General features: G+C 74.4%; 10 protein-coding genes and 1 pseudogene. 7 read left to right on the top strand and 4 right to left on the bottom strand.

All coding sequences use genetic code 11. The features are described 5' to 3' along the window. Positions 1–64: 64 nt before the first annotated feature. Positions 65–1,090: an SGNH/GDSL hydrolase family protein gene (locus B7L92_RS26145; RefSeq protein ID WP_081239847.1), complete on the bottom strand. Its 1,026-nt coding sequence runs from the start codon at positions 1,088–1,090 to the stop codon at positions 65–67. A gap of 162 nt (positions 1,091–1,252) precedes the next feature. Here B7L92_RS26145 and B7L92_RS26140 point away from each other — a divergent pair, with 162 nt between their 5' ends. Then, positions 1,253–2,641, top strand: coding sequence for a cystathionine beta-synthase (locus B7L92_RS26140; protein WP_081239846.1), 1,389 nt, complete (start codon positions 1,253–1,255; stop codon positions 2,639–2,641). 150 nt (positions 2,642–2,791) lie between these two features. On the opposite strand, the pseudogene B7L92_RS43720 reads toward B7L92_RS26140, so the two are convergent. Then, positions 2,792–2,869 (bottom strand): annotated as a pseudogene (locus B7L92_RS43720) (hypothetical protein); the annotation flags it as partial. 271 nt (positions 2,870–3,140) lie between these two features. Then, on the bottom strand, positions 3,141–3,563 hold the full coding sequence (locus tag B7L92_RS26135) for a hypothetical protein (RefSeq protein WP_081239845.1): 423 nt from the start codon (positions 3,561–3,563) through the stop codon (positions 3,141–3,143). A gap of 231 nt (positions 3,564–3,794) precedes the next feature. On the opposite strand from B7L92_RS26135, the gene B7L92_RS26130 reads away from it, so the two are divergent. Together B7L92_RS26130 and B7L92_RS26125 are read left to right on the top strand one after the other, a co-directional pair. Continuing rightward, positions 3,795–4,637, top strand: coding sequence for a MurR/RpiR family transcriptional regulator (locus B7L92_RS26130; RefSeq protein WP_081239844.1), 843 nt, complete (start codon positions 3,795–3,797; stop codon positions 4,635–4,637). 168 nt (positions 4,638–4,805) lie between these two features. Beyond that, a complete protein-coding gene (locus B7L92_RS26125) occupies positions 4,806–5,390 on the top strand; it encodes a hypothetical protein (RefSeq protein ID WP_081239843.1) in 585 nt (194 codons plus the stop codon). 191 nt (positions 5,391–5,581) lie between these two features. Here B7L92_RS26125 and B7L92_RS26120 read toward each other — a convergent pair whose 3' ends face one another. Beyond that, positions 5,582–7,024: a type III PLP-dependent enzyme domain-containing protein gene (locus B7L92_RS26120; RefSeq protein WP_255311139.1), complete on the bottom strand. Its 1,443-nt coding sequence runs from the start codon at positions 7,022–7,024 to the stop codon at positions 5,582–5,584. A 151-nt stretch (positions 7,025–7,175) separates the two neighbouring features. Here B7L92_RS26120 and hutU point away from each other — a divergent pair, with 151 nt between their 5' ends. The 4 genes from hutU to hutI all read left to right on the top strand — a co-directional run. Continuing rightward, positions 7,176–8,840 (top strand): urocanate hydratase, encoded by a 1,665-nt coding sequence (hutU, locus tag B7L92_RS26115; RefSeq protein WP_081239842.1) that lies wholly within the window; start codon positions 7,176–7,178, stop codon positions 8,838–8,840. Beyond that, positions 8,837–10,054, top strand: coding sequence for an allantoate amidohydrolase (locus B7L92_RS26110; protein ID WP_081239841.1), 1,218 nt, complete (start codon positions 8,837–8,839; stop codon positions 10,052–10,054). Before hutU ends, B7L92_RS26110 begins: the two co-directional genes overlap by 4 nt. Further along, positions 10,051–11,433: a formimidoylglutamate deiminase gene (locus tag B7L92_RS26105; RefSeq protein ID WP_081239840.1), complete on the top strand. Its 1,383-nt coding sequence runs from the start codon at positions 10,051–10,053 to the stop codon at positions 11,431–11,433. The genes B7L92_RS26110 and B7L92_RS26105 overlap by 4 nt, the downstream gene beginning before the upstream one ends. A gap of 38 nt (positions 11,434–11,471) precedes the next feature. Next, positions 11,472–12,515: imidazolonepropionase (gene hutI / locus B7L92_RS26100; protein ID WP_081239839.1), on the top strand; the 1,044-nt coding region annotated here is incomplete at its 3' end.

Here is a 12,515-nt window from a genome sequence, read left to right as displayed (position 1 = left end):
CGCCCGCGCCCATGGAGGCCGTCCGCGGGCGCGGAGGCCGTCCGCGGGCGCGGCGGCTTCCGGGCTACGAGTGCTGCGTCGAGGGCTCCGGCTCCGCCTCCGGCAGCCTGCGGCGCCGGCGGCGCTTGAGCAGGGCCCACGGACCGCGCGGCCCGGTGGGCATCGCGGCGGTGACCTCCGTGCCGGCCTCCGACGCGGCCTCGGCCGCGGCCCGCGCCACCGGGAGGAAGCCCTCGCGGCGGGCGGCGTCGGGGCGCTCCTCCTCGGCCGGCCACAGGCCGAGGGCGGCGCAGACGGTCGGCAGCACCGCCATCGCGGCCGTGGCGTACCCCTCCGCGGAGGGGTGGTAGTTGTCCGGGCCGAAGAGCTCGCGCGGGTTGGCGGCGAACTCCGGGCCCAGCAGATCGCCCAGCGACACCGTGCGCCCGCCCTGCTCGACCACGCCGATCGTCTGGGCCGCCGCCAACTGGCGGGAGGCGCGGCGGGCCAGCCAGCGCAGCGGCTGCTGGACGGGCTCGATCGTGCCGAGGTCGGGACAGGTGCCGACGACGACCTCCGCACCGGCGGTGCGCAGCCGGCGTACCGCCGCGGCCAGGTGGCGCACCGAGCGGGTGGGCGGCATGCGGTGGGTGACGTCGTTGGCGCCGACCATGATCACGCAGATGTCGGGCACCCGGGACGGGTCCGCGAGGGCCAGGGTCACCTGGCGGTCCAGGTCGTCGGAGCGCGCACCGGGCGCCGCGACCGTGCTCAGTCCCACGGGGCGTTCCGCGAGCGCGGCGACGCCCGACGCCAGCAGCGCGCCCGGCGTCTGCCCGGCCCGGTGCACGCCCTGGCCCGCGGCCGTGGAGTCGCCCAGCATCGTCAGCCGCAGCGCCGGTTCGCCGGGCACCGTGTGGGCGGCGCCGTACAGGCCGTCCGCGTTCGGTACGTGAGGAGTCGCGCCGTTGCCCACCCGACGCCGCGCCAGCTGGGCCTGGGCGACCAGCAGTCCCACGGTGGCCGCACCGGCCAGTCCGATGCCCCCGCCGCCGTATGCCGCGCCGGCCGCGATCCGCCGGGCCACCCTCGCCCTCGACATGCTCGTCATGCCTCGCCGCCACCTCCTCGAAGCCGTACACCCAGTGCTTGCCCCGTACGGACCGTGGTCCAATCTCGACGGGGAGTGAACGACCCGGCCGGGGCGGTGTCGGGAGGGCCTAGGCTGGCGTCACCACTACGACCACCTCTTTTGCGGCATCCGGAGACAACGGTGCAATTCCACGACTCGATGATCAGCCTCGTCGGCAACACCCCGCTGGTGCGGCTCAACAACGTGACCAAGGGCATCAGGGCGACTGTCCTGGCCAAGGTCGAGTACTTCAACCCCGGCGGTTCCGTGAAGGACCGCATCGCCCTGCGCATGATCGAGGCGGCGGAGCAGAGCGGCGAGCTGAAGCCGGGCGGCACCATCGTCGAGCCGACCAGCGGCAACACCGGCGTCGGGCTCGCCATCGTGGCCCAGCAGAAGGGCTACAAGTGCATCTTCGTGTGCCCCGACAAGGTCTCCATGGACAAGATCAACGTGCTGCGGGCCTACGGGGCCGAGGTCGTGGTCTGCCCGACCGCCGTGGCGCCCGAGCACCCCGACTCCTACTACAACGTCTCCGACCGGCTGGTCCGTGAGACGCCGGGCGCCTGGAAGCCGGACCAGTACTCCAACCCCCACAACCCCCTCTCCCACTACCACTCCACCGGCCCCGAGCTGTGGGAGCAGACAGAGGGGAGGATCACCCACTTCGTGGCCGGCGTCGGCACCGGCGGCACCATCTCCGGGACCGGGCGTTACCTGAAGGAGGCCAGCGACGGCCGGGTGAAGGTCGTCGGCGCCGACCCCGAGGGATCGGTGTACTCGGGCGGCTCCGGGCGGCCGTACCTGGTGGAGGGCGTCGGCGAGGACTTCTGGCCGACCGCCTACGACCGCACCGTCGCGGACGAGATCGTCGCCGTGTCCGACAAGGACTCCTTCCAGATGACCCGGCGCCTCGCCAAGGAGGAGGGCCTGCTGGTCGGCGGCTCCTGCGGCATGGCGGTCGTGGCGGCGCTGCGGGTGGCGGAGCGGCTCACCGAGGACGACGTGGTCGTGGTGCTGCTGCCGGACAGCGGCCGCGGCTACCTCAGCAAGATCTTCAACGACGAGTGGATGGCCGACTACGGCTTCCTCGACAACGAGGGCCCCAGCGCCCGCGTCGGCGACGTCCTCGAGGACAAGGAGGGCGGCTCCATCCCCTCCCTCGTCCACATGCACCCCGACGAGACGGTCGGCCAGGCCATCGAGGTGCTGCGCGAGTACGGCGTCTCGCAGATGCCGGTCGTCAAGCCCGGCGCCGGCCACCCGGACGTGATGGCCGCCGAGGTCGTCGGCTCGGTGGTGGAGCGCGAGCTGCTGGACGCGCTGTTCAGCAGGAGCGCCTCGCTCGACGACCCGCTGGAGAAGCACATGTCCGCGCCGCTGCCGCAGGTCGGCTCCGGTGAGCCCGTGGCCGACCTGATGGCCGTCCTGGGCGAGGCGGACGCGGCGATCGTCCTCGTCGAGGGCAAGCCGACCGGTGTGGTCAGCCGCCAGGACCTGCTGTCCTTCCTCGCCAAGGGCGGCAAGTGACCGCCGCCTCGCGCGCGACCGCGGCGGGGCCACGGGGGACCACGGGCCTCCGGCCGTGAACGCGGGGCGGCCGGACCGTCCGTGAGCCCCGTGGATCTCACGGAGACGGGCTTCGCGGAGGCGGACTCGGCGGAGAGGGGCTTCGCGGAGACGTACTCGACGGAGACGTACTCGACGGAGACGTACTCGGCGGAGACGGACTTCGCGGAAGCGGTACGAGCGTGTCACGTCCGCGCAGCACTCGCTTAACACGCGTCCGGCACATTGGTGGATGTCGGCAGGACGGTGGGGCACCTCCCAGGCGTTCGGCACTGGGGGAGGGCTCCCCGCTCCGGCCGGCGACCCAGCGGCGTCAAGGACCTCCGGAGCGGCTCCCGGACCTCCATGGACGCCCCGGACGCGCAGCCCGGCCCGGCCGGCCCGCGTCCCCCGCGGGGACCGCCGTCGTCCCGCCCCCCGGTGACGGGGGTGCGGCGGTCCCCGCGCACGCTTCTTCCGGTCAGTCGTCCCAGCCGCCGTCCCGCCCGGACCCGCGACGGCCGAACAGGCCCGGGTGGGTGCGGGCGGCCTGGACGACGTTGATGCCGACGATGCCCGCCCAGACGACCAGCAGGCCGGGCAGTTTGGCCACGCCCCCGCCGATCGCGGACAGCGGCACCGCGAGGACCAGCGAGACGATCCCGAAGCCGAAGCGTTCGCTCCAGGTGTCCGTGGCCTTCGGCGTCCGTGCGTTCCGGGCCACCGTCATCTGCTGCTCGGCGAGCTGTCGGCGGACCAGGCGCTCCACCGAGCCGTCGATGCGTTGGTCGACCTTCTCCAGGAACGAGTCGACCAGCGCGGACTCGTACTCCTCGCCCAGCTCCCTGCGGGCCTGCAGGGTGGCGTCGAGTTCCTTCTTCAGGTCGGTGCCCCGCGCGTCCATTCCGCTCATGCGGTCCACGGTAGGCAGGCGGGGCGCCGACGGCACTGGGGTTAGCCCCCCTCTCGTTCCTCGGGTTCGCCGGGGCCCGGGTCCGCCGTCCTGCCCGGCCCCGCCGTCCCGCCCGGTCCCGCGGGTCCGCCGTGACCGGTCGAGGTCGTGCGCGTCCGCGTCCGCCTGTATAACGGCATGCAGGAACGACGACGGGTGAATAGACCGAGGGGGAGTCACGTCATGGGCGTCAGCGACAGCCCTGCGGCGCGCCTGCAGGCGCTCTTCGAGGGGCACCGGCTGACGCCGACCCAGCGGCGCATCGCGCACAGCATGGTGCGGCGGGCCGCCGACGTGCCGTTCCTGTCCAGCGTGGAGCTGGCCGAGCTGGCCGGGGTCAGCCAGCCCTCGGTGACCCGGTTCGCCGTCGCCCTCGGCTTCGACGGCTACCCCGCCCTGCGCCGGCACCTGCGCGAGGTCGTGCCCCCCGGACCGGCCGCGGAGACCGGTGCGTACAACGAGTACCAGCAGGCCGTCGAGGCCGAGATCGAGAACCTGCGGCACCTCGCCCAGGAACTGGCCGACCCCGAGCCCGTGCGCCGGGCGGGAGCGGTCCTCGCGGACAGCCGCCCGCTCCCCGTGCTCGGACTGCGGGCGGCGGCGGCCCAGGCGCACGGCTTCGCCTATTTCGCCGCCAAGGTCCATCCCGACGTACGGCTGCTCAACGAGGGCGGCACGATGCTCCACGACCGCGTCGACGTCGCCGTCCGCGCGGGGGCGAGCGCCCTGCTGTGCTTCGCGCTGCCCCGGCACCCCCGCGAGGTCGTCGACGCCCTCACCCACGCCAAGGAGAGCGGGCTGACCGTCGTCACCGTCGCCGACTCCGCGTTCGCGCCGGTCGCCAAGGTGTCCGACCTGCTGCTGCCCGCCGCCGTCGGTACCGGGCTCGCCTTCGACACGGCGTGCGCGCCGATGCTGCTGGGGCGGGTGCTGCTGGAGGCGATGTGCGACGGCCTGCCCGAGGCCCAGGCGCGGCTGGAGGAGTTCGACGCGAGGGCGGCGGCGCGCGGGCTGTTCGTGGAGTGAAGCGGCGGCGCGGACGGGCGGCGCGGGCGCGCCGTGCCGCCCGTGCTTCCTCGGACTTTCTCAGGCTCGTCTCACCTTGCGTCACTACCGTGTGTCCCCGAGGTGCTTCGTTCGGGCGGCGAGCCCCGCTCGGACGCTTCACGGGCGACATGAGACGGGAGGCTGGACGTGACACGCGGAGGACAGGGGCTGGCTCGGGTGGCCGTCGTCGTACGGGCCGGGGCCGCGCCGCTGTGGTGGCTGGGAGTGTGCGCGGCGGGCATCGGGCTGCTGGTGCCCGGGCTGACCGGACGCCGGATCGGCGTCCTGGCCGGGGCCGCGCTGTTCCTCGTGGCGGCGGCCGTCGTCGCCTGCGGGCGGCGGGGCCGGTACCGCGACCTGGCCCGCGTGGCGGCCCGGGCGGGCCGGCACGACGTGCTCCAGGACCGCGCCGTGACCCTGCGCGCCTGGCGGCGCGGACACCGCTGGTGGCTGCTGCTCGCCTTCCTCGCCGCTCTGGGCAGCGCGTTCGCGGCGCCGGCCGCCGCCGGTCTGCTGCTCGCCGGGTGCGGTGCCGGCCTGTGGCTGAAGGCCGCCTGGATCGGCCGTCTGGAGCAGGCCGGCCAGGCGCTGCTGTGGGTGCGGGTCGACTGGCTGGGCGGGGGCGCGGGCCGTCCGGCCGGCAAGGCGGTCAAGGCCTACCGCACCACCGGCATCGCGGCGGGCGACGCGGCCCCGGGCGGCGCGCGGCGCCGGGCCCCGGCCCTGGTCTGAGGGACCCCGGGGCCGGCTTCCCGCGCTCCGGGGTCGCGCTCCGGGGTCGCGCTTCGGTTCGTACTTCGGTCCGTAATTCGGCCCGCGCTCCGATTCCTACTTCGGTCCGCGCTCCGGTTCGTGCTCCGGACCGTGTTCCGGGAGCGGGTCCTCGGCGGCCCCTCAGGGGCTCTCCGTCCCCGAGGGGCTCCTCAGGAGGGGAACCCCGACGTCAGCGCGTCGGGGTGGTCGCCGCCCGACTCGGCCACGATCTCCTCGACCGTCTGGGCGCGGCGGACGACCGCGAAGGAGACCCCGCCCGCCCCGTCCGGGACGAAGCCGTACACGCCCGGCCGGGGGAGCGAGTTGTACGCGTAGTGGTGGGCGAAGTAGTACGCGCCCGTGTCCAGCACCGCCGCGTGGTCCCCCTGCTCCAGCAGCGGCAGGGACTGCCCCCGGGCGAGCAGGTCGCCCGCGAAGCAGGCCGGGCCCGCCACGTCCTGCACGACCGCCGGTCCCTCCTTCGGGCGCCCCTTGGCGTCGTAGGCGGCGACCCGCAGCGGCCACGCCCCGGGCGCGTACACCGTCCGCGTCGCCACCTGCACGCCCGCGTGCGTCACCGCGACCGGACGCCCGCCGGCGCTCTTGGCGTACTCCACGCGCGCGACCATCGTGCCGTGCTTGGCCAGCAGCGACCGGCCGAACTCGGTGACCAGTCCGTACCGCCCGTCGAACAGCCCCGGCACCTCCTCGCTCAGCAGCCGCGCGTACCGCGTGTACGTCGGGTCGGTCGTGTCGGAGGCGAAGTTGACCGGCAGCCCGCCGCCGATGTCGACGGTGTCGATCTGCTGCCGTCCGGCACGCCGGTTGATCTCCTCCGCCAGCGCGTACGTCTCGGCCACTCCGCGCGCCATCAGGGACAGCGCGATGCCCTGGGAGCCGGTGTGCGTGTGCAGCCGGGTCAGCCACGGCCGGTCCAGGTACGCCCGCACGACCCACTCCCGGGCTCCCTCGTCGCGCAGCGCCACCCCGAACTTGGAGGTCGCCGTGGCCGTGGACAGCGCTTCGATGGAACCGCTGCCGATCTGCGGGTTCACCCGGATGCCGAGGGGGGAGCGGGTGTCGGTCGACCGCATCAGGGCGTCGAGGCGCGCCAGCTCCTGGGGGTTGTCCGCGTTGACGGCGATGCCCAGCGCCAGCGCCTGACGGAGCTCGTCCGGCGTCTTGGCGGGCGAGTCGAGGACCGTCCGCTCCGGTTCCACGCCCGCCGCCCGCGCCAGCGCCAGCTCGCCCGGACTCGCCACCTCCGCGCCGATGCCCTCCTCGCGCAGCAGCCGCAACACCGCCACCAGCGGGGACGCCTTCACGGCGAAGGCGTGCAGCACGGGCGTGCCGGGCGGTGTCACCGCTTCGAACGCCGCCCGCAGCTCGGCCGCCGACTCGCGTATGCCGGCGACGTCGAGCAGGGCCACCAGGGGGGTGTCGGGGTCGAGCAGTCCCTGCTCCACGGCGGCCCGCACCGCCTTGTCCCGCCGCGCCGCGAGCTCCGCGCCCCGCGGGTCCCTCTCGCCGGTCAGGCCGTCGTCGTGCACCACCGTGCCCCCCGTTCCGTCGGTGTTCTCCGTGTCAGAGATGTTCGAGGTGTTCGAGCCCATGCGTCCAGCCAAGCATCCGGCGGGGGCCCGCGCCGACGCGCCCCCTGTATTGACTAGCTCTATTCAGGGGGTGAGGATGTGAATATCTGCAGTAACCGTGGGGCCGTCCGGTCCACGGGAACACCCGGGAGCAAGCACCAGGAGGCAGACCATGTCCGCACCCCGCGCAGTCCGAGCCCCGCGCGGCACGGAACCGAGCGCCCTGGGATGGCCGCAGGAGGCCGCCCTGCGGATGCTGCAGAACAACCTCGACCCGGAGGTCGCCGAGCACCCCGACCGGCTCGTCGTCTACGGCGGCACCGGCAAGGCGGCCCGCGACTGGCGCTCCTTCGACGCCATGGTCCGCACGCTGAGGACCCTCCGGCAGGACGAGACGATGCTGGTCCAGTCCGGCCGCCCGGTCGGCGTCATGCAGACCCACGAGTGGGCCCCGCGCGTCCTCATCGCCAACTCCAACCTCGTCGGCGACTGGGCCACCTGGGAGGAGTTCCGCCGTCTGGAGGCCCTCGGCCTGACCATGTACGGGCAGATGACCGCCGGCTCCTGGATCTACATCGGCACCCAGGGCATCCTCCAGGGCACCTACGAGACCTTCGCCGCCGTCGCCGCGAAGCGGTTCGGCGGCACCCTCGCCGGAACCATCACCCTGACCGCCGGACTCGGCGGCATGGGCGGTGCCCAGCCCCTCGCCGTCACCATGAACGACGGCGTCGCGCTCTGCGTCGACTGCGACCCGCGCGCCCTCGACCGCCGCATCGAGCACCGCTACCTGGACGTGCGGGCCGACTCCCTCGACCACGCCCTGCGGCTCGCCGTCGAGGCCCGCGACGCCCGCCGCCCGCTGTCCGTCGGCGTCCTCGGCAACGCGGCCGAACTGGTGCCCCAGCTGCTCGCGAGGGGCGCGCCCGTCGACATCGTCACCGACCAGACCTCCGCCCACGACCCGCTGGCGTACCTGCCCGTCGGGATCGCCTTCGAGGACATGGCCGAGGCCGCCGCGAAGGACCCGGCCGGCTTCACCGCCCGCGCCCGTGAGTCCATGGCCCGGCACGTCGAGGCGATGGTCGGCTTCCTGGACGCCGGTGCCGAGGTCTTCGACTACGGCAACTCGATCCGCGGCGAGGCGCGACTCGCCGGATACGAGCGCGCCTTCGCCTTCCCCGGCTTCGTCCCCGCCTACATCCGCCCGCTGTTCTGCGAGGGCAAGGGCCCCTTCCGCTGGGCCGCCCTGTCCGGCGACCCCGCCGACATCGCCAAGACCGACCGCGCGATCCTCGACCTCTTCCCGGAGAACGAGTCCCTGGCCCGCTGGATCCGCCTGGCCGGGGAGCGCGTCCACTTCCAGGGCCTGCCCGCGCGCATCTGCTGGCTCGGCTACGGCGAGCGGGACCGGGCCGGGGAGCGCTTCAACGACATGGTCGCGAGCGGGGAGCTGGCCGCGCCGGTCGTCATCGGCCGCGACCACCTCGACTGCGGCTCCGTCGCCTCCCCCTACCGCGAGACCGAGGCGATGCTCGACGGCTCCGACGCGATCGCCGACTGGCCGCTGCTGAACGCCATGGTGAACGTGGCCTCCGGCGCCTCCTGGGTGTCCGTCCACCACGGCGGCGGGGTCGGCATGGGCCGCTCCCTGCACGCCGGCCAGGTGACGGTGGCCGACGGCACCGCGCTGGCCGGCGAGAAGATCCGCCGGGTGCTGACCAACGACCCCGGCATGGGCGTCATCCGGCACGTGGACGCCGGGTACGACACCGCGGAGTCGGTGGCCGCCGAGCGCGGCGTGCGGGTGCCGATGCGCGAGGGTGAGCAGGCGTGACCTTCCACGACATGTGGGCGCAGCTGCTGCCCGTCGGCCGCGACTCCGCCTCCGGCGGCTACCGCCGCTTCGCCTGGACCGAGGCCGACGCCGACTGCCGGGCCTGGTTCGCGGCGCAGGCCGAGGGACGCGGGCTGCGGCTCGAGACGGACCGGAACGGCAACCAGTGGGCCTGGCTGGGGGACCCGGCCGCCGGGGACGCCGTCGTCACCGGGTCGCACCTGGACTCCGTGCCGGACGGCGGCGCCTTCGACGGCCCCCTGGGGGTGGTCTCCGCCTTCGCCGCCCTCGACGAACTGCGCGGGAGGGGAGCGCGGTTCACCCGGCCCCTCGGCATCGTCAACTTCGGCGACGAGGAGGGCGCCCGGTTCGGACTCGCCTGCGTCGGCTCCCGGCTCACCGCCGGCCTGCTCACCCGCGAGCAGGCGCACCGGCTCACCGACGGCGACGGGATCACCCTGCCCCGGGCGATGGAGGCCGCCGGGTACGACCCCGACGCCCTCGGCCCCGACCCCGAACGGCTCGCCCGGATCGGCGCCTTCGTCGAACTGCACATCGAGCAGGGCCGTGCCCTCGACCTGTCCGGCGACCGGGTCGGCATCGCCGACGCCATCTGGCCGCACGGCCGCTGGCGCTTCGACTTCGCCGGTGAGGCCAACCACGCCGGCACCACCCGCCCGGCCGACCGCCGCGACCCCATGCTCCCGTACGCCGAGACCGTGCTCGCCGCCCGCCGGGAGGCCGAACGCGCCGGTGCCGTCGCCACCTTCGGGAAGATCGCCGTCGAGCCGAACGGCGTCAACGCCATCCCCTCCCTGGTGCGCGGCTGGCTCGACTCCCGCGCCACCGACCAGGCGGGCCTGGACGCCGTGGTCGCCGGGGTGGAGAAGGCGGCCCGCGCGTACGCCGACGCCCACGGGGTCGACCTGGACGTGGTCCGGGAGTCCTTCACCCCGGTCGTCGAGTTCGACCACGCCCTGCGCGGCGAACTCGCCCGCATCCTGGGCCGGGACGCCGGCCTCCGGGTGCCCGTCCTGGACACCGGCGCCGGACACGACGCCGGGATCCTCTCCGGACGCGTCCCGACCGCCATGCTGTTCGTGCGCAACCCCACCGGCGTCTCGCACTCCCCGGCCGAGTCCGCCACCGAGGACGACTGCGTGGCCGGAGTCCTCGCACTCGCCGACGTACTGGAAGGACTGGCCTGCACGTGACTGCCACCCCGCGGACGTACTGGCTGGAGCACGCCTGGCTCGGCACCCTCCCCCAGGCTCTCGGCTCCGCTCGAGCGGGGGGGATCCCCGTCGAGCCGGGCGTCGCCGTGGACGTCCGGGACGGTCGCATCACCGCCGTCCGCCTGGACACCCCCGCCCCGCCGCCCGGCGCCGAGATCCTGCGCGGACTGACCCTCCCGGGACTGGCGAACGCCCACTCGCACGCCTTCCACCGCGCCCTGCGCGGCACCGTCCAGGTGGGCTCCGGCACCTTCTGGACCTGGCGCGAGGTCATGTACTCCGTCGCCGACCGGCTGACCCCCGAGACCTACCTCGACCTCGCCCGCGCGGTATACGCCGAGATGGCGCTGGCCGGCATCACCACCGTCGGCGAGTTCCACTACGTCCACCACGCCCCCGGCGGCACGCCCTACGCCGACCCCAACGCCATGGGCGAGGCGCTCATCGAGGCCGCCGCCGCAGCCGGTGTCCGCATCACCCTCCTCGACACCTGCTACCTGTCCTCCGGCTTCGGCGAACCCCCCACCACCCACCAACTCCGCTTCTCCGACGGCACGGCGGAGGCCTGGGCCGAACGCTGTGCACCTCTCAGGGAGCGGGATCACGCACGGATCGGGGCCGCGATCCACTCCGTACGGGCCGTGCCCGCGGACCAGTTGGCGACCGTGGCGCGCTGGGCCGAACAGCGGCGGGCCCCGCTGCACGTGCACCTGTCCGAGCAGACCGCCGAGAACGACGCCTGCCTGCGCGCCCACGGATGCACGCCCACCCGGCTCCTCGCCGACCACGGGGTGCTCGGACCCCGCACCACCGGCATCCACAACACTCACCTCACCGACGAGGACGTCGCCCTGCTCGGCGGCAGCCGCACCGGCACCTGCATGTGTCCCACCACGGAACGGGACCTGGCCGACGGCATCGGTCCCGCGGCGGCGCTCCAGCGAGCGGGCTCCCCGCTCTGCCTCGGCTCGGACAGCCACGCCGTCGTCGACTTGCTGGAAGAGGCGCGGGCAATGGAGCTGAACGAGCGCCTGCGCACCCGAACCCGCGGCCACTGGACCGCCGCGGCGCTGCTGCGCGCCGCCACCGCCGACGGCCACGCCGCCCTCGGCTGGGACGACACCGGCCGGATCGAGGCCGGAGCCCGCGCCGACCTGGCGACCCTCGCGCTGGACTCGGTCAGAACAGCGGGGACGCTGCCCAGGCTCGGTGCCGAGACGGCCGTATTCGCCGCGACGGCAGCGGACGTGCGGCACACGATCGTGGGCGGGCGGCACGTCGTGCGCGACGGGACGCACACCCTCGTACCGGATGTGCCGCAGGCCCTCGCGCGGGCCGTCGAAGCCCTGCGCGCCTGACCACCGGCCCCCGCCCCCACGAGGACACCAGGGATCCCATGAGCAGCAGCACCGTCATCACCAACATCGCCGCACTCGTCACCAACGACCCCTCCCTCGGCGACCACTCCCCGCTCGGTCTGGTCCGGGACGCGGCCGTCGTCATCGAAGGCGACCGGGTCGCGTGGACCGGTGAATCAAGCAAAGCACCCGCCACTGACAACCGGGTCGACGCCGACGGCCGGGCGGTCCTCCCCGGCTTCGTCGACTCCCACTCCCACCTGGTCTTCGCCGGCGACCGCACCGAGGAGTTCAACGCCCGCATGTCCGGCCGCCCCTACGGCGCGGGCGGCATCCGCACCACCGTCGCCGCCACCCGGGCCGCCACCGACACGGAACTGGAGGAGAACCTCACCCGCCTCCTCGCCGAGGCGCTCCGCCAGGGCACCACCACCTTCGAGACCAAGTCCGGCTACGGCCTGACCACCGAGGACGAGGTCCGCGCCCTGCGCCTGGCCGCCCGCCACACCGACGAGGTCACCTACCTCGGCGCCCACATCGTCGCCCCCGAGTACGCCGAGGACCCGGCCGGCTACGTCGACCTCGTCACCGGCGAGATGCTCGACGCCTGCGCCCCGCACGCCCGCTGGATCGACGTCTTCTGCGAACGGGGCGCCTTCGACGGCGACCAGGCCCGCGCGATCCTGACCGCGGGCAGGGCGAAGGGCCTGCACCCGCGCGTCCACGCCAACCAGCTCTCCCACGGCCCCGGCGTCCGGCTCGCCGTGGAACTCGACGCGGCCAGCGCCGACCACTGCACCCACCTCACCGACGCCGACGTGGACGCGCTGGCGAACGGCACCACCGTCGCCACGCTGCTGCCCGGCGCCGAGTTCTCCACCCGGGCCGAGTGGCCCGACGCGCGCCGGCTGCTCGACGCAGGGGTCACCGTCGCGCTGTCCACGGACTGCAATCCGGGCTCGTCCTTCACCTCCTCGGTGCCGTTCTGCGTCGCGCTGGCCGTGCGGGACATGGGCATGACGCCGGACGAGGCCGTCTGGTCGGCCACCGCGGGCGGCGCGGCGGCCCTGCGCCGCACCGAC

The organism is Streptomyces viridosporus, from assembly GCF_002078235.1.
Taxonomy (GTDB): Bacteria; Actinomycetota; Actinomycetes; order Streptomycetales; family Streptomycetaceae; genus Streptomyces; species Streptomyces viridosporus.
This window is presented reverse-complemented; position numbering and strand designations above follow the sequence as displayed.